24 protein-coding genes are annotated in these 20,632 nt (G+C 70.3%); 10 read left to right on the top strand and 14 right to left on the bottom strand.

Features of this window, described 5'->3' with window-relative positions:
* The first annotated feature begins 195 nt into the window (after positions 1-195).
* Both O9280_RS14870 and O9280_RS14865 read left to right on the top strand, forming a co-directional pair.
* Entirely contained in the window at positions 196-546 is a 351-nt protein-coding gene (locus O9280_RS14870; protein ID WP_298344490.1) for a helix-hairpin-helix domain-containing protein, read from the top strand.
* A gap of 207 nt (positions 547-753) precedes the next feature.
* A complete protein-coding gene (locus O9280_RS14865; RefSeq protein WP_298344487.1) occupies positions 754-1,317 on the top strand; it encodes a HutD family protein in 564 nt (187 codons plus the stop codon).
* A gap of 21 nt (positions 1,318-1,338) precedes the next feature.
* Here the strand turns inward: O9280_RS14865 and O9280_RS14860 are convergent, their stop codons facing one another.
* From O9280_RS14860 to O9280_RS14820, 9 genes are read right to left on the bottom strand one after another with little or no spacing between them, the layout of a single operon-like run.
* Positions 1,339-1,656 carry a non-heme iron oxygenase ferredoxin subunit gene (locus tag O9280_RS14860; protein WP_298344484.1) on the bottom strand — a complete coding sequence of 106 codons (318 nt, stop codon included), beginning with the start codon at positions 1,654-1,656 and terminating at the stop codon, positions 1,339-1,341.
* Entirely contained in the window at positions 1,653-2,180 is a 528-nt protein-coding gene (locus O9280_RS14855) for a GNAT family N-acetyltransferase (protein ID WP_298344481.1), read from the bottom strand. The genes O9280_RS14860 and O9280_RS14855 overlap by 4 nt, the downstream gene beginning before the upstream one ends.
* 41 nt (positions 2,181-2,221) lie before the next feature.
* Positions 2,222-3,475 (bottom strand): cysteine desulfurase, encoded by a 1,254-nt coding sequence (locus O9280_RS14850; protein ID WP_298344478.1) that lies wholly within the window; start codon positions 3,473-3,475, stop codon positions 2,222-2,224.
* Positions 3,472-4,782 carry a Fe-S cluster assembly protein SufD gene (sufD, locus tag O9280_RS14845; RefSeq protein WP_298344475.1) on the bottom strand — a complete coding sequence of 437 codons (1,311 nt, stop codon included), beginning with the start codon at positions 4,780-4,782 and terminating at the stop codon, positions 3,472-3,474. The genes O9280_RS14850 and sufD overlap by 4 nt, the downstream gene beginning before the upstream one ends.
* The gene (gene sufC, locus O9280_RS14840) at positions 4,779-5,543 is read right to left on the bottom strand and encodes a Fe-S cluster assembly ATPase SufC (RefSeq protein ID WP_298344472.1); all 765 of its coding nucleotides are present in this window, start codon (positions 5,541-5,543) and stop codon (positions 4,779-4,781) included. Before sufC ends, sufD begins: the two co-directional genes overlap by 4 nt.
* Before the next feature lie 8 nt (positions 5,544-5,551).
* The gene (locus O9280_RS14835; protein WP_298344468.1) at positions 5,552-5,971 is read right to left on the bottom strand and encodes an ACT domain-containing protein; all 420 of its coding nucleotides are present in this window, start codon (positions 5,969-5,971) and stop codon (positions 5,552-5,554) included.
* A gap of 4 nt (positions 5,972-5,975) precedes the next feature.
* Complete coding sequence (locus tag O9280_RS14830; RefSeq protein ID WP_298344465.1) at positions 5,976-6,317, bottom strand: DUF3703 domain-containing protein; 342 nt, start codon at positions 6,315-6,317, stop codon at positions 5,976-5,978.
* Positions 6,314-7,789 (bottom strand): Fe-S cluster assembly protein SufB, encoded by a 1,476-nt coding sequence (gene sufB, locus O9280_RS14825; RefSeq protein ID WP_298344462.1) that lies wholly within the window; start codon positions 7,787-7,789, stop codon positions 6,314-6,316. Before sufB ends, O9280_RS14830 begins: the two co-directional genes overlap by 4 nt.
* A 22-nt stretch (positions 7,790-7,811) precedes the next feature.
* Positions 7,812-8,273: an SUF system Fe-S cluster assembly regulator gene (locus O9280_RS14820; RefSeq protein ID WP_298344459.1), complete on the bottom strand. Its 462-nt coding sequence runs from the start codon at positions 8,271-8,273 to the stop codon at positions 7,812-7,814.
* Positions 8,274-8,522: 249 nt separating this feature from the next.
* Here O9280_RS14820 and O9280_RS14815 point away from each other — a divergent pair, with 249 nt between their 5' ends.
* The 3 genes from O9280_RS14815 to O9280_RS14805 all read left to right on the top strand — a co-directional run bounded on the left by O9280_RS14815 (position 8,523) and on the right by O9280_RS14805 (position 10,952).
* Positions 8,523-10,097, top strand: a complete 1,575-nt coding sequence (locus O9280_RS14815; RefSeq protein WP_298344588.1) for an SDR family oxidoreductase — start codon at positions 8,523-8,525, stop codon at positions 10,095-10,097.
* A gap of 128 nt (positions 10,098-10,225) precedes the next feature.
* A complete protein-coding gene (locus O9280_RS14810) occupies positions 10,226-10,390 on the top strand; it encodes a hypothetical protein (RefSeq protein WP_298344456.1) in 165 nt (54 codons plus the stop codon).
* Positions 10,377-10,952: a hypothetical protein gene (locus tag O9280_RS14805; RefSeq protein WP_298344453.1), complete on the top strand. Its 576-nt coding sequence runs from the start codon at positions 10,377-10,379 to the stop codon at positions 10,950-10,952. Before O9280_RS14810 ends, O9280_RS14805 begins: the two co-directional genes overlap by 14 nt.
* A 9-nt stretch (positions 10,953-10,961) precedes the next feature.
* On the opposite strand, the gene O9280_RS14800 is transcribed toward O9280_RS14805, so the two are convergent.
* The gene (locus tag O9280_RS14800; RefSeq protein WP_298344450.1) at positions 10,962-11,981 is read right to left on the bottom strand and encodes a VIT1/CCC1 transporter family protein; all 1,020 of its coding nucleotides are present in this window, start codon (positions 11,979-11,981) and stop codon (positions 10,962-10,964) included.
* A 62-nt stretch (positions 11,982-12,043) separates the two neighbouring features.
* Between O9280_RS14800 and O9280_RS14795 the strand changes: the two genes are divergently transcribed.
* Entirely contained in the window at positions 12,044-12,556 is a 513-nt protein-coding gene (locus O9280_RS14795) for an SET domain-containing protein-lysine N-methyltransferase (RefSeq protein WP_298344447.1), read from the top strand.
* Between the two features lie 98 nt (positions 12,557-12,654).
* Complete coding sequence (locus O9280_RS14790; RefSeq protein WP_298344443.1) at positions 12,655-14,931, top strand: DUF5916 domain-containing protein; 2,277 nt, start codon at positions 12,655-12,657, stop codon at positions 14,929-14,931.
* Positions 14,932-14,938: 7 nt separating this feature from the next.
* Here the strand turns inward: O9280_RS14790 and O9280_RS14785 are convergent, their stop codons facing one another.
* Both O9280_RS14785 and O9280_RS14780 read right to left on the bottom strand, forming a co-directional pair.
* Positions 14,939-15,355, bottom strand: coding sequence for a DUF2784 family protein (locus O9280_RS14785; protein ID WP_298344440.1), 417 nt, complete (start codon positions 15,353-15,355; stop codon positions 14,939-14,941).
* An 18-nt stretch (positions 15,356-15,373) separates the two neighbouring features.
* Positions 15,374-16,744, bottom strand: a complete 1,371-nt coding sequence (locus tag O9280_RS14780; protein WP_298344438.1) for an amidohydrolase family protein — start codon at positions 16,742-16,744, stop codon at positions 15,374-15,376.
* Between the two features lie 148 nt (positions 16,745-16,892).
* Here O9280_RS14780 and O9280_RS14775 point away from each other — a divergent pair, with 148 nt between their 5' ends.
* The 3 genes from O9280_RS14775 (at position 16,893) to O9280_RS14765 (ending at position 18,765) form a co-directional block, all read left to right on the top strand.
* Positions 16,893-17,330, top strand: coding sequence for an OsmC family protein (locus tag O9280_RS14775; RefSeq protein ID WP_298344435.1), 438 nt, complete (start codon positions 16,893-16,895; stop codon positions 17,328-17,330).
* Positions 17,327-18,031, top strand: a complete 705-nt coding sequence (locus O9280_RS14770; RefSeq protein ID WP_298344432.1) for an alpha/beta fold hydrolase — start codon at positions 17,327-17,329, stop codon at positions 18,029-18,031. The genes O9280_RS14775 and O9280_RS14770 overlap by 4 nt, the downstream gene beginning before the upstream one ends.
* Positions 18,032-18,147: 116 nt before the next feature.
* Positions 18,148-18,765 (top strand): glycine zipper 2TM domain-containing protein, encoded by a 618-nt coding sequence (locus O9280_RS14765; RefSeq protein ID WP_298344429.1) that lies wholly within the window; start codon positions 18,148-18,150, stop codon positions 18,763-18,765.
* A gap of 1 nt (position 18,766) precedes the next feature.
* On the opposite strand, the gene O9280_RS14760 is transcribed toward O9280_RS14765, so the two are convergent.
* Both O9280_RS14760 and O9280_RS14755 read right to left on the bottom strand, forming a co-directional pair.
* On the bottom strand, positions 18,767-19,651 hold the full coding sequence (locus O9280_RS14760; RefSeq protein ID WP_298344424.1) for a PhzF family phenazine biosynthesis protein: 885 nt from the start codon (positions 19,649-19,651) through the stop codon (positions 18,767-18,769).
* Positions 19,645-20,532, bottom strand: coding sequence for a PhzF family phenazine biosynthesis protein (locus tag O9280_RS14755; protein WP_298344421.1), 888 nt, complete (start codon positions 20,530-20,532; stop codon positions 19,645-19,647). Before O9280_RS14755 ends, O9280_RS14760 begins: the two co-directional genes overlap by 7 nt.
* Positions 20,533-20,632: the final 100 nt, after the last annotated feature.

Genomic DNA, 20,632 nt, shown 5'->3' with positions numbered 1-20,632 from the left:
TCGTGAATGGCGTTCCTTGGATTGTAGTCGGCGGGCGGAGCGGGGGTAGGAAAATTCCTACAAGACGTCGCGCAGAACTCCTAGCCGACATCGGGCGCTCGGTCGATAACCTGACGCCCGTCGGATCGCGATGCTGTCTCCACCGCGGCACGAACCCCGCCGCGGCCCCAAGGATGACGGACACGGAGCCCCCCAATGAACTTCCTCAGCAAGACTTTCGCCGCGCTGCTGCTGGCCCTCGCCTTCGCCGGCGCGGCCCAGGCCAACGAGCGCATCAACATCAACACCGCCGATGCCGCCACGCTGGATCGCGTGATGGACGGCGTCGGCCCGGCGAAAGCCGCGGCCATCGTCGAGCACCGCCGCGTGCACGGCCCGTTCCGCTCGATCGACCAGCTCGTGAACGTGAAGGGCATCGGCCCCGCCACGCTCGAGCTGAATCGAGCGCGGATCATGGTGGGCGGCGCACCGGCCGCGGCTCCCGGGACGGCCCGAGCGGCCACGAGCGCTCCGCGCCCCACCGCACCAGCCCCCCGGGTGCGTTGAGGCATGGTCTCAAGGACGAGCGCGTCGCCCACGGATGGGCGCAAGGATGAACCAGGAAGCGCTGCCCCGGACGGCGGCGTGACCGGCAAGGACGCTGCCCGGTGTCGCCCACGGAATGGGCGGCCGGGCCTTCTTCTTCCGCCCCTTTCCGCAGGGCGAAGGGCGGGCCAGACTGACGGGGACCTGTGTTCCGATGTCGGCCCCCGCATGATCGAGCTGCTCCCCGCCACCAACCACCGTCGCGAACGCTGGAAGAACGGCGGCGGCTGGACGCGCGAGATCTTGCGCTTCCCGGCGGACGGCGCCTGGGACTGGCGGATCTCGGTGGCGGAAGTGGGCTGCGACGGTCCGTTTTCGCCCTTCCCCGGCTGCGAGCGCGAGATCGTCCTCCTCTCGGGGCAGGGGATGGAACTGCACTTCACCGATGGCGAGATGCATCGCCTGGTGCCGCCGCACGGTCGGCTGCGCTTCTCCGGCGAGCGGCCGCTGACGGCCCTGCTGGTGGACGGCCCGACGGTCGATTTCAACCTGATGTGGCGGCGCGAGGCCATCGATGCCCAGCTGCTGCATCGCCCGATCGTCGGCTCGATGCTGTTCTTCGGCGAGCCCGGCGTGACCTGGCTGCTCTACGTGCTGGCCGGGCAGGTGCGCACGCCGGCCGGCGTGCTCGAGGTCGGCGATGCGGCGCGCATCGCCATTCCCCCCGGGGAACGGCGCGTCATCGAAGGCGGCGGGGAACTGTTGTTGGCGAAGCTGCAGCCGAAGGCTTGAAACCCGGCCTTGCCCGGCGCGTCAGCGGTCGTCGCGGGTCCAGACGGCGCCGTCCTCGACCTTCACCGGGAACTTCACCAGCGGCAGGTAGGCCGGGGCGCATTGCGCCTCGCCGCTGCGCAGGTCGAAGGTCGCCGAGTGCAGCAGGCAGACCAGCCGGCCCTGTTCGGCATCGAAGGGACCCGCCGAGAGCTCGTAGTCCTCGTGGGTGCACTTGTCCTCGACGGCGTAGAGCGCGCCGTCGAAATTGAGGACGAGGATCGGTGTGTCGCCATCCCACACCACGCGCGTCTCGCCGGGGGCAAGCTCGTTCTCGGCGCAGACCTTCACCCACGTCACAGGGTTTTCTCCAGCACCTCGAAGCGCAGGTCGTCACGCTTCGGATGGCCGAAACGCGCGTCGCCGTAAGGGAAGGGCTTCGTGATGCCGGTGCGCCGGTAGCCGCGGCGCTCGTACCAGGCGATCAGTTCGTCGCGGACGTCGATCACGGTCATCTTCATGCTCGTCAGACGCCAGTCGTCGCGGGCGACGCGCTCGCACTCCTTCAGCACGGCGTCGCCGAGGCCACCGCCCTGGCGCGTCGGGTCGACGGCGAACATGCCGAAGTAGCCGGCGCCGGCGTCGTCGCAGACGTGCGCGCAGGCCACCAGGGTGCCTTCGCGTTCGGCGAGCACGACGCGGCTGCGCTCGCGGATGAGATCGTGCTCCAGCACCTCGGGGGCCACGCGCGGGCCGTCCAGCAGGTCGGCTTCGGTGGTCCAGCCGGCGCGGCTGGCGTCGCCGCGGTAGGCCGAGGTGACCAGCGCGATGATCTCGTCGCGGTCGGCGAGCGTGGCGGTTCGGAACTGCAGCGGTGCGGTCATGGCGTTGGCGTTGGCGTGCGGCGTTGGGCGTGGCGATGCGTTCAGAGCAACAGCTGGCGCACTTTTTGGAGCGCGGCCACCAGCGCGTCGATCTCGGCTTCCGTGTTGTAGAACGCCAGCGAGGCGCGGCAGGTGGCGGAGACGCCGAACCACGCCAACAGCGGGTGGGCGCAGTGCTGGCCGGAACGCACGGCGATGCCTTCGAGGTCGAGCAAGGTGGCGAGGTCGTGGGCGTGCGTGCCTTCGATGGCGAAGGAAATCACCGCCGCCTTCTCGCGGGCGGTGCCGAAGATGCGCAGGCCCGGCACGGTGGAGAGCGCCGCGTTCGCGTGGGCGAGCAAGTGCTGCTCGCGGGCTTCGATGGCCGCCATGCCGACGCCGTCCAGCCACGCCGCCGCCGCACCCAGCCCGATGTGCCCGGCGATGTTGGGCGTGCCGGCTTCGAAGCGCATCGGCGGATCGTTGAACACCGTTCCTTCGAAGCGCACTTCCTTGATCATCTCGCCGCCGCCCAGGAAGGGCGGCATCTGCGCCAGCAGTTCGCGCCGGCCCCACAGGCCGCCGGTGCCGGTCGGGCCGCACATCTTGTGGCCGGTGAAGGCGTAGAAATCGCAGCCCAGCGCGGCGACGTCGACCGGGCGGTGCGGCACGGCCTGCGAGCCATCGACGACCGTGACGATGCCGCGCTTCGCCGCTTCCCGGCAGATCTCGCGCACCGGGTTCACGGTGCCGAGCACGTTGGACACGTGGGCGAAGGCGAGCAGCTTCACCTCCGGCGTGAGCAGGCGCCACAGGCCGTCGAGGTCGAGTTCGCCCTCGGGCGTCAGCTCGGCGACCTTGATCGTCGCGCCCGTGCGTTCGGCGATGAGCTGCCACGGCACGATGTTGGCGTGGTGCTCCATGCGCGTGAGCACGATGGCATCGCCGGGCTTCAGTCGCGGCAGCGCCCACGAGTACGCGACGAGGTTCAGGGCGAAGGTGGTGCCGCTGCACAGCACCAGCTCGTCGCGGCGCACGTTGAGGAAGCGCGCCAGCGCACTGCGGGCGCCCTCGTAGGCTTCGGTGGCCTCGCTGCCCAGTGCATGCACCGCGCGGCTGACGTTGGCGTTGTGGTGCGCGGTGAATTCGTTCACCGCATCGATGACCGCCTGCGGCTTCTGCCCGGTATTGGCCGAGTCGAGGTAGACCAGCGGCTTGCCGTGCACCGTGCGTTCGAGCACCGGGAACTGCGCGCGGATCGCCGCCCAGTCGAGTGCGGCTGGGGTGTCGCGCGGCGTGGGGGCAGGCGTGCTCATTCGCGGGCCGACGCGGCAGAGGCGAGGCGTGCGTCGAGCGTGGCGGCCAGCGCGGCTTCCAGCGGCTCGTTCGCGAGTACGCCCAGTGGCTCGCGCAGGAAGGCGGCGGTCAGCATCGCCGTGGCCTCGGGCAGCGGCACGCCGCGGGCGCGCAGGTAGAACAGGGCGGTGTCGTCGAGGCGGCCCACGGTCGCGCCGTGCGCGGCCTGCACGTCGTCGGCGTGGATGACGAGCACCGGCTGGGTGTCGATCTCAGCGCCGTCGTCGAGCAGCAGGTTCTTGTTGGAGAGCGTGGCGTTGCTGCCGTCGGCGCCCTCGGCGATCAGGATGCCGCCGTGGAACACCGCTCGACCGCGCTGCGCGCCGAGGCCGCGCCAGGTGAGCTCGCAGCGGGTGTTGCCGGCGCGATGCTCGATGCCGAGGCGGGTGTCGAGGTGGCGGCGGCCGTCGGCCAGAAGTACGCCGTTGGCGTCGAGCTGGGCGCCGTCGCCGGCCAGGGCGACGTCGAGCTCGTGGCGCGACAGCGCGCCGCCGAGTTCGAGGTCGAGCCTGCGGTAATGCGCGTTGGCGCCGAGCGTGGCCTGGGTTTGCTGGATCAGGGTGGCGCCGTCCGCTTCGCGCTGCACGCGAGCCTGCGTGAGCGTCGCGCCTTCGCCCAGCTCGACGTGCAGGACCGTGTTCAGAAGGTGGCGGTGCGCGCCGGCGCCGAGGTGGTGCTTGGCGACGGTGAGCGCCGCACCGGCGCCGAGGGCGATGCGGTGGCGGAGGTGGAAGGCGCGATCCGCACCGTCTTCCACGCCGATGACAACGAGGTGCAGCGGCGTGGCCACGCGAACGCCGGGCTCGACCTCGAGCACGAAGCCCTCGTCCGCGAGGGCGCCATTCCATTGCTGGAAAGCGGCGTCGGTGGCCGCGGTGTCAGTGGCGAGCCAGGCCGCCGCTTCGGTCGGCGCGTCGCGCAGCACTTCGGACAGCAGGCGCACGCGCAGGCCTTCGGCCAGGCCGTGCAGGTCGGAGAGGGCCGGGGCGTAGCGGCCGTTGGCGATGACGAGGCGCGGCGCCGGAATGTCGGCGATCACCTTGAGGTCGACGTCGACGCGGGCCGCGGCGGCCTCGAAACGACGCGCGGCCAGCGCGCGCAGGGCGGTGTACTTCCAGCGCTCGTTTCGGGTGGTCGGGACGCCGTGCGCGAGGGCGGCCTCGCGGGCCAGTGCGCGCGCCGGTGCGAGCGCCGGGGGCGCTTCGGCCAGCGCGTTGGCCTGTGCGTCCAGCGCCTCGACCAGCGGGCTGGTCGCGGCCGTGCTCATGCCGAGGCTCCCGGGGCGATGCGGTCCTTCACCCAGCTGTAGCCGTGCTGCTCGAGCTCGAGCGCGAGTTCCGGGCCGCCGCTCTCGACGATGCGGCCGTCGGCCAGCACGTGCACCACGTCCGGCTTGATGTAGTCGAGCAGGCGCTGGTAGTGCGTGACCACGAGGAAGCTGCGCTCCGGCGAGCGCATCAGGTTCACGCCTTCGGCCACCAGCTTCAGCGCGTCGATGTCGAGGCCGGAGTCGGTCTCGTCGAGGATGGCCAGCGTCGGCTCCAGCACGGCGAGCTGGAAGATCTCGTTGCGCTTCTTCTCGCCGCCGGAGAAGCCGACGTTGACGGCGCGGTTCAGCAGCTCGTCCTTGATGTGCAGCACCGAGAGCTTCTGGCGCACGAGCTTCAGGAAGCCCATCGAATCGATCTCGGGCTCGCCGCGGTGCTTGCGCTGGGCGTTGAGCGCGGCGCGCAGGAAGTAGGTGTTGTTCACGCCTGGGATCTCGACCGGGTACTGGAAGGCGAGGAACACGCCTTCCGCGGCGCGCTCTTCCGGCTCCAGCGCCAGCAGGTCCTTGCCCTGGTAGGTCACCGAGCCCTCGGTGACCTCGTAGCCGTCGCGGCCGGCGAGGATGTGGCCGAGCGTGCTCTTGCCGGCGCCGTTCGGTCCCATGATGGCGTGCACCTGGCCGGGCGCGACCTCAAGCGTGAGGCCCTTGAGGATCTCGCGCTGGCCCGCGCGGACGTGGAGGTTGTCGATCTTCAGCATGGGGCGGCTCAGCGGTGCTCGGCGGAAAGGGTCTGGAGGGCGGCCATCGCGGCGTCGCGCTGGGCCCACGGGACGAATAGATGGTCGTGGTGCATCGCGGCCACGACGTTGCAGGGAATGCCGGCGTCACCGAGGGCTTTCGCCACGGCGGCGGTGAGGCCCACGGCTTCCAGGCTGGAATCGACGGCCAGCGTGATCTGCGCCCACTGCGGCTCGCCTTCGGAGGGCGTGTGGTCAGCGATCGATTCGATCACCGTCGTGCCTTCGGCTTCGCGCACCACGACGATGGCGTTGGGCGGCAGCGCCGCCTCGACCGGCTGTGCGCGGATGATCCGTGGGATGGCCCACAGCTGCGGCGAAAGCCCGGCGAGCAGGGCACGCAGCGCGGTCTGGCCAGGAAGAAAGGGGCTGGCGGTGGCGTTCGTCATGGGCCTACTCCAGCCAAGGCTTCAGGTCGTCCGGGATCGGCATGGGCTTCAGGGGGTGGACGTTGGCCCCTCCCGTGTTGCCCGCCGGGACCCAGAAGACCGTCTTGGTGAGGGCGGCGACGCTGCGGACGACCTGTCCGAACAGTTCCCGCGCATCGGCGCGCTTCCACCCGTTGCGCAGCATCCTGAGGTGGGTCCGCGTGTGTGCCAGTGTGTGGCGCTGCCCGAGGATATGGGCGCGCTCGAGGTGGCGGAAGGCGCCTGCCCAGTCGCCGGCCGACTCGAGCGCATCGGCTTGCGCCAACTCGCCGCGGTACGCGGCACGAAGGTCGCTGTCCATGCTCATCCCACGGCCCCTTCGAGGCTGACTTCGAGCAGCTTCTTGGCTTCGACGGCGAATTCCATCGGCAGCTCCTTGAAGACCTGCTTGCAGAAGCCGTCGACGATGAGGCTGACCGCGTCTTCCTCGCCGATGCCGCGGGCGCGGCAGTAGAACAGCTGGTCGTCGCTGATCTTCGAGGTGGTGGCTTCGTGCTCGACGGTGGCGCTGGCGTTCTTCACCTCGATGTAGGGGAAGGTGTGCGCGCCGCAGCGCTTGCCGATCAGCAGCGAGTCGCACTGCGTGTAGTTGCGGGCGTTGGCGGCGGTCTTCTCCACTTTCACCAGCCCGCGGTAGGTGTTCTGGCCGTGGCCGGCGCTGATGCCCTTGGAGACGATGGTGCTCTTGGTGTTCTTGCCGATGTGCACCATCTTGGTGCCGGTGTCGGCCTGCTGGCGGTGGTGGGTAAGGGCCACCGAGTAGAACTCGCCCACCGAGTCGTCGCCGAGCAGCACGCAGCTCGGGTACTTCCAGGTGATGGCCGAGCCGGTTTCCACCTGCGTCCAGCTGATCTTCGAGCGCGCGCCGCGGCACTCGCCGCGCTTGGTCACGAAGTTGTAGATGCCGCCCACGCCGTTCTCGTCGCCGGGGTACCAGTTCTGCACCGTCGAGTACTTGATCTCGGCGTCGTCCAGCGCCACCAGCTCGACCACCGCCGCGTGCAGCTGGTTCTCGTCGCGCATCGGCGCGGTGCAGCCTTCGAGGTAGGAGACGTAGGCCTTCTCCTCGCAGATGATCAGCGTGCGCTCGAACTGGCCGGTGTGGCCGGCGTTGATGCGGAAGTAGGTGCTGAGCTCCATCGGGCAGCGGGTGTTCTTCGGGATGAAGACGAAGCTACCGTCCGAGAACACCGCCGAGTTCAGCGCGGCGAAGTAGTTGTCGCCCACCGGCACGACCGAGCCGAGGTACTGCTTCACCAGCTCGGGATGCTCGTGCATCGCCTCGCTGATCGAGCAGAAGATCACGCCGGCTTTCTTCAGCTCGTCCTTGTACGTGGTGCCGACCGAGACCGAATCGAACACGGCGTCGACGGCGATGCCGGCCAGGCGCGCTCGCTCGTGGAGCGGCACGCCGAGCTTGTCGTAGGCCTCGAGCAGCTTGGGGTCGATTTCGTCCAGCGACTTCGGCGCGTTCTTCGGCGCGGCGAAATACGAGATGGCCTGGTAGTCGATCGGCGCGATGTTGAGCTTCGCCCACTCCGGCGGCGTCATCGTCAGCCAATGGCGATAGGCCTTGAGGCGCCACTCGGTCATCCACTCGGGCTCGTTCTTTTTCGCCGAGATGGCGCGGACGACGTCCTCGCCCAAGCCGGCGGCGAAGGACTCGGTCTCGATGTCGGTGATGAAACCGGCGTCGTAGCGGCGGTTGAGGGCTTCCTCGACGCCGGCCTCGAGCGGGGTGCCGGAGGGCAGGAGGGTCTCGACGGTGGGTGTGGTCATGGTGGCTCTCCTCGGGGCGCGCTCAGGTCGACGGGACCAGGGCGGCCGGGATGGCTTTGGGGTTCTTCGGGGCCGGGACCGGCACGGGCGCCAGCATGTCGGCCAAGGTGGTGCGGTTCAGCGCATCGAGCAGCACGTCGTTGATGCGCTGCCAGCCGGCCCGGATGCCGCAATGGGCCTCGATGCCGCAGTCGCCGTCGTGGACGCTGCAGGCGGTCATGCCCAGCGGGCCCTCCAGGGCCTCGACGATGTCGGCCAAGCGGATGTGCGCCGCCGGCCGTGCCAGCCGGTAGCCGCCGGCCGCGCCGCGGAAACTCTCGACCAGTCCGGCCTGTGCCAGGAGCTTCAGCACCTTGGCGACCGTCGCCGCTTCCACCCGCGAGCGCTCGGCCAGCTCGGCGGCGCTGTGCACGCGCTCGGCCTGCTCGGCGAGCACCGTGAGCACCACGGTGGCGTAGTCGGTGAGCTTGGTGACGCGGAGCATCGGGGCGGTCGCTCGCAGGGGCTGGCGGAGGGGCTGGCCGGAGCCCGGGCGGCCCCGGGCTGAATCAGGACCGGAATTGTACGGATTGACCCCGGCCCGCTCAATCGGCGGGGTGTGAAGGGCCCGCCAGCCGTGTGGCCGGGCCCGGTTCCGGAGACAATGCGCGCTCGCAGGCGGCGCCTGCCGACACGCCTTCGATCAGCGCTGACGCGCCTTCTCTTTGCGCAATCGCGCTTCACGGCCTACCCCATGACCCAAACGCTTCACACCTCGCCCGTTGACGAGGCTGCTTCCTTCCCTGATCGCGCCCGCACGGCGATTGAGCTGCTCGAAGCCGTGCGCGACGACCGCGCGCTGCTCGAGGCTTTGCCCGAGGCCGAGCGTGTTCGCCTGCTGCAGGCGGTGGCCTTGGTGCATCACCCGGAGCCGCGCGAACGACGCAAGAAAAACAAAGAAGCGCTGCGGGAAGCCGCTCGCGAGAAGGCGAAGAAGACCGAAGCCTTGCTCGACCAAACCGGCATCCGCACCTTGCGCAGCAAGCCGGTGTTCACCACGCCGAATTGTTTCCCGCCGCATCCTGCCGGCCAGCACGATCCGCGCAACAATGCGGCCGAGCCGGTTCTGCTGGGCGAATCGCCCGAGCTTCTGCACTGCTATGTGTGCAAGCAGAAGTACACGCACGTGCACCACTTCTACGACCAGCTCTGCCCGCCCTGCGCGGAGCTGAACTTCTTCAAGCGCACCGAGACCACGGATCTCCGTGGGCGTGTGGCGCTGCTCACCGGCGGCCGGGTGAAGATTGGCTACCAGGCCGGATTGAAGCTGCTTCGTGCCGGTGCCGACCTGATCGTGACCACGCGATTCCCCCGCGACTCCGCGCAGCGCTACGCGCAGGAGCCGGATTTCGCGGAGTGGGGCCATCGGCTTGAAGTGTTCGGACTCGACCTTCGCCACACGCCCAGCGTGGAAGCGTTCTGTGCCGAGTTGGTCGCGACCCGGCCGCGCCTCGACTTCATCATCAACAACGCCTGCCAGACGGTGCGCCGCCCGCCAGCCTTCTATGCCCACATGATGGCTGGCGAAACGAAAGCCCTGCACGAGTTGCCGGAGCACATTCGCAAGCTGGTGGGCGGCTACGAAGGCTTGCGCGCGGCGGACCTGCTGCCGGGTGGCAGTCAGGCCTTGGTGGATGGCCCGAACTTGGCCACGCAGGCGGGCATTGCGCGTGCGGCCGAGCTTTCGCAGGTTCCGCTGCTGGCCGACGAGCTGCTGGGGCAGGCGCATCTGTTTCCGGAAGGCCGCGTCGACAAAGACCTGCAGCAAGTGGATTTGCGCGGTCGGAACTCGTGGCGTTTGCAGATGGATGAAGTGCCGGCGGTGGAGCTGCTCGAAACACAGCTGGTCAACGCGGTCGCGCCCTTCATCATCAATGCGCGCCTGAAGACCCTCATGCTGCGCACGCCGGAACGCGACAAGCACATCGTGAACGTGTCGGCGGTGGAGGGGCAGTTCTATCGCAACTTCAAGACCACCAAGCATCCGCATACGAACATGGCGAAGGCGGCGCTGAACATGATGACGCGCACGTCCGCCGCCGATTACCACGGTGACGGCATCCACATGAATGCGGTCGACACCGGATGGGTGACCGACGAAGACCCGATTGAAATCGCGGCACGCAAGGCCATCGAGGAGCGCTTCCATCCGCCGCTCGACATCGTGGACGGTGCGGCGCGCATCGTTGATCCCATCATCGGCGGCATCAATAGCGGCCAGCACGTATGGGGCCAGTTCTTGAAGGATTACGCCCCGACCGATTGGTGAGCCTCTGGCGCCGCTGGCCCAGGTGACACCCGTCACCCACAAGTCCTGACGCCCGTGGATGGGGCCATGTGCAGGCCTTCGCGACACTGTCCCCACGCTTCGATGGTCGAAGCGATGAGGAGAGCACCATGGAATCGCGTGACCTGACCCGCATCGCCCTGATCGCCGGCGCCGCCTTCGTGGCGGGCAAGGCCATCAAGGCGGCCAAGGGCTTCGGCTGGGCCAGCTTTGGCTTCGCCTGGGTGGCGTACTGGACCGGTGGCTTTGGATGGATGCGCCATGTCTTTTTCTGAGCGCAGCCTTGAAATCCAGCGCGCCGAGTTCGCGGCCGCGCGTGGGCTGGCCATGCCGCTGGCTGGCACGATCGCCTGGGCCGCGGTGGGCGTGGCCGGCCTGTTCCTCCCGGAGTCGACGATGCTGCTGGTGCTGGTGATCGCCACCGGCATGATCGCCTACCTCGGCATGGGGCTCTCGAAGCTCACCGGCGAGGATTTCCTCGACAAGACCAAGCCGAAGAACGCGTTCCAGAACCTGTTCTTCGTCGGCATGGCGCAGGCCCTGCTGGCCTACGCCATCGCCATCCCTTTCGGCATCGTCGAGCCCAGCGCGATGCCGCTCGGCGTCGCCGTGCTCAGTGTCTCGATGTGGATGGTCTACAGCTGGATCATCGGCCACTGGATCGGCTACGCCCACGCGGTGGCCCGTGTCGTGGCCGTGCTGGGGCTGCACTACGCGCTGCCCGACCATCGTTATGTGGCGATTCCTGCAGCTGTGGTCGTGCTCTATCTCGCGGTAATCGTGCTGCAGGAGCGGCGCTGGCGGATGAACCGCGACGCGCGCCCCGTGGCTGCCTGAGCCGCGGCCTCAGGCGATCACGCCACCCAGCAGGTGGCCGATCGCGAAGGTGAGGGCGCCGGCCCCGCCGCCGATGGCCAGCATCCGGAAGCCGCCGCCGAAGGCATTGCGCCCCGAGAACAGGCTCATCGCCGCACCGGTGGCGAACAGGCCGACGGCCGAGAGCGCGCCGCCGACGTAGGCCGCCATTGGCAAGGCAGCGCCGAAGAGGAAGGGCAGCAAGGGCAGGGTGGCGCCGACGGCGAAGGCGAGGAAGGACGAAATCGCCGCGCCCCAGGGGGAGCCGAGGTCGTCGGGGTTCAGGCCCAGCTCCTCGCGCGCCAGCACGTCGAGCGCGTGCTCGGGGTTGGCGACCAGCTGGTCGGCCATGCGCCGCGCGTCCGCCGGATCGATGCCGCGGGCGGCGTAGATCAGGGCCAGCTCCTCCGCTTCGGCTTCGGGGTACTCGGCGAGCTCCTCGCGCTCCAGCCCGATCTGGTACTCGAACAGCTCGCGCTGCGAGCGCACCGAGACGTACTCGCCGGCCGCCATCGACAGCGCGCCGGCGAGCAGGCCGGCGACACCGGCGGCCAGCACCGTCGCATCGCCGGAGCCCGCGCCGACCATGCCGAGGATCAGGCTGGCATTGGAAACGAGGCCGTCGTTGATGCCGAACACCGCGGCACGCAAGGAGCCGCCACCCGGCCCGCGATGGCGATGGCCGATGTCCTCGACGCGGGTGTGCCGGGCATGGCCGGCCGGTGCGGCGTCGTAGGCCGAGAGCCCGCGCACCTTCAGGGCGCGCAGCAGGGGCAGCAGTCGACGCGGTGGCACGCGGCGCAGGAGGGCGGCGGCCAGCTTGGCCCGGGGTGTCGGAGCGAATGCGGGTAGGGCGGGCGCCAATGCCGCCCAGCGCTGGGCCTGCTGCTCGGCCGTTCCGGCCAGCCGCTCGAACAGCGCGGCCATCCGCGCATCGCGCTCGGCGAGGGCGAGGCGCCGGTAGAGCCAAGCCGACTGCATTTCCTCGTGCCAACTCTCGACGGCGGACATGGGCTGTTCCTGCGCTCGGTACACGGCCAGAATAGGCTTCTTCCTGCCACGCGCCTTGACCCATGCCAAAGAAAATCGAACGCCGCCAGTCGTCCATCCATGGCAACGGCGTGTTCGCCACCGAGGCCATCGCCAAGGGCGAGCGCGTGGTGCGTTACAAGGGCGAAGTGCGCGCCCATGCCGACGTCGATGCCGATTACGCCGGCCACGACGAGACCGGCCACACCTTCCTGTTCAGCCTCAACGACGAGTTCGTGATCGACGCGAACATCGACGGCAACGTGGCGCGCTGGATCAACCACAGCTGCGCGCCGAACTGCGAGGCCGTGCAGGAAGAGAACGCCAAGGGCAAGAAGCACAAGGACAAGGTCTACATCCACGCCCTGCGCGACATCGCCGCGGGCGAGGAGCTGAGCTACAACTACGGCATCGTGCTCGACGAGCCCTACACCCCGGCGCTGAAGAAGCTGTGGGAATGCCGCTGCGGCTCGGCCAAGTGCACCGGCACCATGCTGCAGCCCAAGGACGAGCCGAAGCCGAAGAAGCCGCGCAAGAAGGCCGCGGCGAAGAAGTGAATCGCGGCTGACCCTGCCCCCGGGCGGGGTGACTTCCGGGTGACGCGTGCGCCCGGTCGACGTTTAGGCTGTCGGCCGTTGTTCGCCCCGAGGCCGCCATGCGCCCAGTGTTCCCTCCCTCGCCGACGCGCCTCGGCCTCGCCCTGCTCGCTGCCCTGTCCGCGCAGGGGCTCGCTGCAAGGACGGCGATCACGCTCGACGGCCGCATCGATTCCGCCGAGTGGGCGGACGCCCGTCACATCACCGATTTCCGCGGGGTGCAGCCGCTGACCCGCGAGCCGGCGTCGCTCGGCACCGAAGCCTGGGTGAAATCGACCCCTGACGGCCTCGCCATCGCCTTCCGCAACCACCAGCCCGCCGGCGTGCCTCGGCTCGCGCCGCGCGGCGGCCGCGACAACGTTCCGCCCGCGGACCGCGTCAACGTCTATGTCGATTTCGACGGCGACGGCCGCAATGGCTACAACTTCGTGGTGACGATGGCGGGCGACATCGGCGACACCACGATCGCCAACGAGAACCAGTTCAACGACGACTGGGACGGCGACTGGCGGCAGGCCACCTCGGAGGACCCCGAGGGCTGGTCGGCGGAGGTGCTGATCCCGTGGCACGTCGCGCCGATGGCGCAGGCGAAGGACGGCCAACGCACGATCGGGCTCTCGCTGGACCGCGTGATCGGCCACAGCAATGCGCGCTACGGCTGGCCGGCGGTGAGTTGGAACGAGCCGCGCTTCCTGTCGGTACTCGAGAAGATCGAGGTGCCGGCCTTCGAGCAGTCGCTGCTCGCCATCACGCCCTATGTCTCGGGCCTGCAGGACCAAGTGGACGGCCGCTTCCGCGGCGCCGCCGGTGCCGACCTGTTCTGGAAGCCGAACGGGCGCTTCCAGCTCTCGGCCACGCTGAACCCGGATTTCGGACAGGTGGAGAGCGACGAGCTGGTGGTGAACTTCGGCGCGACCGAGGTGTTCTTCAACGACAAGCGGCCGTTCTTCACCGAGAACCAGGCCTACTTCGACGTCGGCTTCGGCGGCCTGAACAACGCCAACCGGCTGCTCTACACCCGCCGCGTTGGCGCTGGCGCCGACGATGGCCGCGGTGCCGGCGACGTGACCGGCGCGGTGAAGCTCAACGGCAGCGCGGGCCGCATCGGCTATGGCCTGTTCGCGGCGACCGAGGACGGCCCGGCGGGGCGCGATTTCGTCGCGGCGCGCGCCAGCACGGCCGGCGAAGGCTGGACCAGCGGCGCGATGCTGACCGAAGTGAAGCGGCCCTTCCTCGACCGCGTGGCGCGCGTGGCCTCGTTCGACCAGGCCTGGACGCCGCATGACGGCCTGACCGTGCGCGGCGGGCTCGCGGCCTCCGACATCGAGGATCCCACCCGCGGCGGCCGCGACAGCGGCGGGCAGCTGCGCATCGACCACGAGCTCGGACAGGGCTGGCGGCAGCAGCTGTATGCGCTGCACCTCGGCAAGAACCTGCAGCTGAACGATTTCGGCTTCCTCGAGCGCAACAATTTCAACTACGTGCGCTACGAGGTCGCGAAGCGCGAGGCCGATCTTCCCGAGGACAGCCGGTTCGCCTCGCACCAGACGCGCTACGCCGCCTCGAGCCGCTACAACGACCGCGGCCTGCGCCTCTTCAACACCGTGGCGATCAACCAGTACAGCGAGTACCGCGACGGCGGCAACCGGCTCTGGGACGTGTTCGTCACCGGCCCGTTCAACGACGATCTCGTCCTGCGCGGCAACGGCCACGTGCGCCTGCCGCGTCGCGTGGGGATCTTCGCCGAGCGTTACTGGGCGCGTTCGCCCGAGGGGCGCTTCGAGCACTACGGCAAATTCCGCAGCGCCAATGAAGGTTTCGATGGTGGCGGTCGGCGGATGGTCGAACTTCTCGGCGAAACCACCTATCACGCCAACGAGCGCCTGCGTTTCACGGCGAGCCTGCAGCTCATCGACAACCCGGACTGGGTGATCTGGCGTGGCGGCAACGCGCTGGGGCAATTCGCCGGCCAGCAGGCCTTCCTCTCGGCCGGCACCACCTGGCAGATCGATGCGAAGCAGGAACTGCGCGTGCGCCTCGAAGCCATCGGCCTCGACGCCGAGGCCCGTGCGCTCTGGCGCGTGGCGCCGGGCGGCGTCGCAAGCCGCACTACCGAGCCGCTCGACGACTTCGCGCTGCGCAACCTCGGCTTCCAGGTGCGCTACCGCTACCAGATCGCGCCGCTCTCCGACCTCTACATCGCCTACGTGCGCGGCGGTTCGCTGTTCCAGGAATCGCAGGACGGCTTCAGCCTCGGCGACGAGTTCAGCAACGCCTTCGACCTGCGCGACTCGGAGCAGCTGCTCGTCAAGCTGAGCTACCGCTTCACGATCTGAGGCGGGGTCAGCGCCGGCCGCGCCGCTTCGGCGGCACGAGCCACCACAGGGCCAGCGACAGCGCGGCCCAGCCGAGATAGACCGGGATCAGAACGGCCAGCGGCACGTCGACATAGAGGGCCTCGGCGAGCAGGGTTTCGATGAAGCCGCCGCCGCTGCCGTGTTCGCCGGCGCCGCGGCGCAGCTCGGCCTCCCAGACGGTAAGGAAGCACAGGTCGCCGAGCGCGGCCTGCAGGGCGACCACGGCCATGCCGCCGAGATGCAGCACGCGCAGCCCGCGATGCCGCACCCAGCGCCAGTCACGCCACGCGCCGGCGAGAATCGCCGGCGGCATCACGACGTTGAAGGCGACGATGGCGAGGTGCAACGCGAGGATCGCGTCGGCCAGCGCCAGCGCCGTGGTCGGGCTGAACGCGCTGGCCATCGCGGATCCCGCCAAGGCTCAGCGCGCGGTAACCACGGCTTGGTCGACGGCCTTCTCCGGCATCGGCACCACCCGGCCGGCGGCCACCACGAGGCGGATGCGGTCGCGCTGCAGGGCGGCGAGGTCGGCGAGCGGGTCGCCTTCCACCACCACCACGTCGCCCGAGAAGCCCGGTGCCAGCTGGCCGACCTCGGTTTCGAGGCCCAGCAAGGTCGCGGCACTGCGGGTGGCCGAGACGACGACCTCCTTCGGGCTCATGCCGCCGTACTGCACCATCAGCGGCATCTCCTCGGCATTGCGGCCGTGCTCGGAGACGCCGGAGTCGGTGCCGTAGGCGATGGGCAGGCCGGCCTGTCGCGCGGCGGCGATGTTCTTGCCGGTGGCTTCGAGGCGCACGCGGATCTTCGCCGCGACGACGGCCGTGTAGAGGCCCTTCGGCAGGTTCTCGCGGTAGGCGATGGTCGGCGAGAGGGTCGGCACGAGGTAGGTGCCGCTGGCCTTCATCGCGCGGATGCCGGCCTCGTCCACGTAGGTGCCGTGCTCGATCGAATCGACGCCGGCGCGCGCCGCGGCGGCCACGCCCTCGGCGCCGTGCGCGTGCGAGGCCACTTTCAGGCCCAGCTGGTGCGCGGTATCGACGATCGCTTTCATCTCGGCGTCGGTGAAGTGCTGGCCGAGGCCGCGGTTCTGCTGCGAGAGCACGCCGCCGGTGGCCGCGAACTTGATGACGTCCGCCCCCGCGCGCGACAGCGTGCGCACGACTTCGGCGCACTGCTCCGGGCCGGTGCAGGTGTTGCCGCCGTCCATCGCCCGCGTCACTTCGGGACGGAAGCCGGTGAGGTCGCCGTGGCCGCCGATGATCGAAACCATCCGCCCAGCGGAGAGGATGCGCGGGCCCGGCACGTCACCCTCGCGGATGGCGTCGCGCAGGGCGTAGCCGGCGTTGCCGGGTGCGCCGAGGTCGCGCACCGTGGTGAAGCCGGCCTGCACGGTGCGCAGGGCATTGCGCACGCCGGTGATCGCGGCGCGTTCGTCGGTTTCGACCACGGACTGCCAGAACGGCTCGGCCGGATTGCCGGTGAGGTGCACGTGGCTGTCGATCAGGCCAGGCAGCACGGTGTGCGCGGTGCCTTCGAAGCGGAATTCGCGCACCCGGCCCTGGCCCTCGGGCGTGGCGACCTCGGCGTCGGCGCCGGGCAGCACGGCCTCGATGCGGTCGCCGCGGATCACCAGCGTGGCCGGTGCCACGCGGCCGGTGGCCGGATCAGCCAGCACCCGCTCGGCGCGGACGATAACGACGTCCTGCGGGGAGGCGGGAGCGCCTTGGGCGATCACGCCGGCGGGCAGCAGGCAGGCGAGGGTGAGCAGCGGTCGACGAAAACGGCGCATGGGAACCTGGGCGGGCTCGGGACGAGCCGCGAGCATAGCCCCCGATGGGCCGCGTCGCGGCGGGCAGGGGCGGGCCCTTCCCAGCAAGCCGCCTGCTGCAGGGCGGGCGTAGACTCCGGCCCTCCACCCCCACCCGAGGAATGCCGCCATGGCCACGCTGCCCCGCACCGCCACCGCCTTCTGGGAAGGCGCCCTGAAAACCGGACGCGGCGGCATCAGCACGCCGCAGAGCGGGGTGTTCGCCGAGCAGCGATTCGGCTTCGGCACGCGCTTCGGCGACGAGAAGGGAACGAATCCCGAAGAGCTCATCGCCGCCGCGCACGCCGGCTGCTACTCGATGGCGCTCGGCTTCATGTTGGAAACCGCCGGCCACGTCGTCACGCGCATCGACACCGAAGCGAAGCTCGCGCTGTCGGTCGGCGAAGCCAGCGGCCCGGCCATCACCGGGATCGCGCTGACGGTGCGTGCCACCGTGCCCGGACTCGACGCCGCGACCTTCGCCGAGTTCGCCAACAACGCCAAAGCCAACTGCGTGGTATCGAAGGCGCTGTCGGTGCCGATCACGCTGGACGCCGCGCTCCGTTGAGCCCGCGCGCGCTGTTCCTGCATGGCGCCGGTGCCTGGGGCGGCCAGTGGGCGATCTGGCGACGCCTGTTCGAAGCCGAGGGTTGGCGGGTCGATGCGCCGGACTTCGAGCCGGCCGCCGGTGGCCTCGCGGCGACTCGACTCGACGATTACCTAGCGCAGGCGGTCGATGCGGTGGAGGCGGCGCCCGTCGACGTCCTGGTGGGTGCCAGCCTCGGTGGGCTGTTGGCCGTCGCGGCCATGGCGCGCGTGGCGACGGCATCGCGCCCCCGGGCCCTCGTCCTCGTGAATCCGCTGCCGCCGGCGCCCTGGATCACGGCCGTTCCGTCATTCACTGCCTCCAGCGATGTCGTGCCCTGGTGCACCGAGGGGCGCTTCGCGAGCACGCAACGCGCCTTGGCCGGGGCGGGCTTCGCCGACCAGCAGTTCGCGTTCCGGCATTGGCGCGACGAGAGCGCGGCCGTGCTGTGTGAAGCGCACGCCGGCTTGGCGCTGCCCGATGCCGGCGCCCCCACGCTGGTCATCGCCAGCGACGCCGATGACGACATCCCGCCCGCGGCGTCGGCTGCTTACGCGAACGCCATCGGTGCCAGCCTATGCCGTGTGCCCGGCGGGCACGTCGCGCCGGTGATGGGGGCCTCCGCGGCGCGGTCTGCGCAGGCCGCCCTGGCCTGGCTGGCGCCTGCGCTGTCGGTGCCTTGAACGCCGGCTTTCGGCCCGCTGAACGCGCCGTCGCCCTGCCGTCCGATTAAGCCTGTGTTGACCCGCGCGGCCCGAGTCTCTCCTTGCGCCGCACTCCCGCGGCCCGGAGAGACCCGATGATCCGCCGCACCGCCCTCGTGGCCGCCCTTGCCCTCGTCGCCGGCACCGCTTCGGCGCAGTACTACGACAGCCGCTACGACTCGGGCTATCGCGGCGACAACGGGCCGCGCTGGGACACCGCGCGCGTGGTGAACGTCGATCCGATCCTCGCCCCGGGCGAGCCCAGCTACCGCCAGCAGTGCTGGCAGGAGCCGGTGCGTTACGTCAGCCGGGAGCGCGGTTACGGCTACGACGACCGCCGCTATGCGCGCCAGGGCGGCCCGGGCACGGCCACCAATACCGTGCTGGGCGGCATCGTCGGCGCGGCCATCGGCCGCCAGTTCGGCGACGGTGACGGCCGTCGTGCCGCGACGGTGGCCGGTGCGCTGCTTGGCGGTGCCATCGCCAACGACCGCAGCCGCCAGCGCTACGACGACGGCTACGGCCGCAGCTACGAGCGCGAGACGGTGCGCTACGAGCAGCGCTGCCAGACGGTGTCGGACGGTCGTGCCGAAGACCGCGTGGTTGGCTACCGCGTCGCCTACGACTACAACGGCCACGTCTACACGACCGAGACGCCCTACCACCCGGGCGATTCGATCCGCGTCCGCGTGGACGTGGTGCCGGAAACCTGAGCTACCAGCGCAGGGACCCGGCGACCACCGTCTGCGTGGTGCCGCCCACCCAGATGCGTCCGCCCTCGCGGACCAGCGACAAGCGCGCGTCGCGGCCGACTTCGCGACCCTGGCTGACGACATAGCGGTCGCTGAGCTCGCGGGCTTGCCCCGTGGCATGCAGATAGCCGGCCAGCGCGGCGTTCGCCGCGCCCGAGGCCGGGTCTTCGTAGTGGCCGTGGAAGGGCATCAGCGCGCGCACGACGAGGCCGTAGTCGGTGCCGTGGCAGCGCGCGAACACGGCGAGGCCCATCGCCTCGTGCGGAGCGGCCAATGCGGCGATGCCATTGAAGTCCGGCGTCCAGCCGCGCACCGCGGCTTCGTCCACGAGTTCGGCGGCCCACCAGCGGCGGCCGCTGTCGATCAGCGCGGCGCCGGCCGTCGAGAGCCGCTCACCGAGCAGCGCCCGCAGGCCCGCATCCTCGCCGTCGCGGCGCGCCAGCACCTGCGTGGCCGGCGCCTGGACGAACAGGGCCTGCGTCGGCCCGTCGCCTTCCACGCGCACCGGCAAGAGGCCGGCACCGCATTCCTGCACCAGCAGGCGCGTGCCCTCGGCGGCCTCACGCGGCGTGGCGAGGCCTGCGGCCAGCACCGCATGCGCGGTGCCGACGCTGGGGTGCCCGGCGAAGGCCAATTCGCGGCGCGGTGTGAAGATGCGCACCCGGTAGCTGGCCTCCGGCGTGGTCGGCGGCAGCACGAAGGTGGTTTCGATGACGTTCGTCCACGCGGCGATGCGCTGCATGGCCGCGGTGTCGAGGCCCTCGGCGTCGAGGACGACGGCCAGCGGATTGCCGGCGCCCGCCCGCGGCGCGAAGACGTCGAGATGCATGAAGCGCCGCGTCACCACGCCAGCGTGCCCTCGATGACGGTCTGCGTCAGGCCGCCGATCCAGACCTCGCCTTCGGCGTCGACCTCGATCTCGACCACGCCGTCGCGGCCCACTTCGCGGCCCTGCGAGCTGCGGAAGCGCGCCGACGGCAAAGCGATGTTCGCCTGCAGCCACGCGGCGATGGCGGCGTTGGCGCTGCCGGTGACCGGGTCTTCCGGAATGCCGTCGGCGGGGACGAAAGCCCTGACGACGAGGGCGTAATCCGGCCCGCTGCAGCGCGCGAACACGGCGACACCGACGCTGCCGTCGGCCTGGTTCGCCGCGGCCATCGCTTCGAGGTCCGGTGCCAACCGGCGCACGGTCGCTTCGTTGGCGAGCTCGATGCACCACCAGCGCGGGCCGTTGTCGACCAAGGCGGGACGCACGGCGCCCAGCGGCGCGCCGAGGAGGCTGGCCAGCACGGCGCGGGCATCCGCCGCGCGCTCGACACCACGCGGTGCGCGCACGTGGATCACGCGCGCCGCACCTTCGCCGCAGATGCGCAGGGGCAGCAGGCCGGCCGCGCATTCCTGCACGAGGGCGCCACGATCGGCCGCCGCCTTCGGCGTCGCGAGGCCGCGCTCCAGCACCGCGTGCGCGGTCCCGACGCTCGGGTGGCCGGCGAAGGGCAGTTCCTGCCGCGGCGTGAAGATGCGCAGGCGGTAGTCGGCCGCGGGCTGCGTGGCCGGAAGCACGAAGGTGGTTTCGGAAAGATTGAGCCACGCGGCGAGGGCCTGCATGGCGGCGGTGTCGAAGTCGTCTGCGCCGAACACCACGCCCAGGGGATTGCCCCGGCCCGGCTGGTCGGCGAAGACGTCGAGTTGCATGTAGTCGCGTTGGACAGGATCACGAGTCGTCATGCGCACAGTGTCCCCGCTGCCCGCGCATCGCCACAAGACGCGCAGCGGATCGACCACGGCCCCTCGGCGTCCACGGTGGGGCCACGGTATCCTTGCGCTG

It is taken from the genome of Silanimonas sp. (genome assembly GCF_027531545.1).
Classification (GTDB): Bacteria; Pseudomonadota; Gammaproteobacteria; order Xanthomonadales; family Xanthomonadaceae; genus Silanimonas.
This window is presented reverse-complemented; position numbering and strand designations above follow the sequence as displayed.

Excerpts from the sequence above, each read along its gene's own strand:
- O9280_RS14870 (WP_298344490.1), top strand. The coding sequence starts at position 196 with ATGAACTTCCTCAGCAAGACTTTCGCCGCGCTGCTGCTGGCCCTCGCC.
- O9280_RS14865 (WP_298344487.1), top strand. The coding sequence starts at position 754 with ATGATCGAGCTGCTCCCCGCCACCAACCACCGTCGCGAACGCTGGAAG.
- O9280_RS14855 (WP_298344481.1), bottom strand. The coding sequence starts at position 2,180 with ATGACCGCACCGCTGCAGTTCCGAACCGCCACGCTCGCCGACCGCGAC.
- O9280_RS14850 (WP_298344478.1), bottom strand. The coding sequence starts at position 3,475 with ATGAGCACGCCTGCCCCCACGCCGCGCGACACCCCAGCCGCACTCGAC.
- sufD (WP_298344475.1), bottom strand. The coding sequence starts at position 4,782 with ATGAGCACGGCCGCGACCAGCCCGCTGGTCGAGGCGCTGGACGCACAG.
- sufC (WP_298344472.1), bottom strand. The coding sequence starts at position 5,543 with ATGCTGAAGATCGACAACCTCCACGTCCGCGCGGGCCAGCGCGAGATC.
- O9280_RS14835 (WP_298344468.1), bottom strand. The coding sequence starts at position 5,971 with ATGACGAACGCCACCGCCAGCCCCTTTCTTCCTGGCCAGACCGCGCTG.
- O9280_RS14830 (WP_298344465.1), bottom strand. The coding sequence starts at position 6,317 with ATGAGCATGGACAGCGACCTTCGTGCCGCGTACCGCGGCGAGTTGGCG.
- sufB (WP_298344462.1), bottom strand. The coding sequence starts at position 7,789 with ATGACCACACCCACCGTCGAGACCCTCCTGCCCTCCGGCACCCCGCTC.
- O9280_RS14820 (WP_298344459.1), bottom strand. The coding sequence starts at position 8,273 with ATGCTCCGCGTCACCAAGCTCACCGACTACGCCACCGTGGTGCTCACG.
- O9280_RS14815 (WP_298344588.1), top strand. The coding sequence starts at position 8,523 with ATGACCCAAACGCTTCACACCTCGCCCGTTGACGAGGCTGCTTCCTTC.
- O9280_RS14810 (WP_298344456.1), top strand. The coding sequence starts at position 10,226 with ATGGAATCGCGTGACCTGACCCGCATCGCCCTGATCGCCGGCGCCGCC.
- O9280_RS14805 (WP_298344453.1), top strand. The coding sequence starts at position 10,377 with ATGTCTTTTTCTGAGCGCAGCCTTGAAATCCAGCGCGCCGAGTTCGCG.
- O9280_RS14800 (WP_298344450.1), bottom strand. The coding sequence starts at position 11,981 with ATGTCCGCCGTCGAGAGTTGGCACGAGGAAATGCAGTCGGCTTGGCTC.
- O9280_RS14795 (WP_298344447.1), top strand. The coding sequence starts at position 12,044 with ATGCCAAAGAAAATCGAACGCCGCCAGTCGTCCATCCATGGCAACGGC.
- O9280_RS14790 (WP_298344443.1), top strand. The coding sequence starts at position 12,655 with ATGCGCCCAGTGTTCCCTCCCTCGCCGACGCGCCTCGGCCTCGCCCTG.
- O9280_RS14785 (WP_298344440.1), bottom strand. The coding sequence starts at position 15,355 with ATGGCCAGCGCGTTCAGCCCGACCACGGCGCTGGCGCTGGCCGACGCG.
- O9280_RS14780 (WP_298344438.1), bottom strand. The coding sequence starts at position 16,744 with ATGCGCCGTTTTCGTCGACCGCTGCTCACCCTCGCCTGCCTGCTGCCC.
- O9280_RS14775 (WP_298344435.1), top strand. The coding sequence starts at position 16,893 with ATGGCCACGCTGCCCCGCACCGCCACCGCCTTCTGGGAAGGCGCCCTG.
- O9280_RS14765 (WP_298344429.1), top strand. The coding sequence starts at position 18,148 with ATGATCCGCCGCACCGCCCTCGTGGCCGCCCTTGCCCTCGTCGCCGGC.
- O9280_RS14755 (WP_298344421.1), bottom strand. The coding sequence starts at position 20,532 with ATGACGACTCGTGATCCTGTCCAACGCGACTACATGCAACTCGACGTC.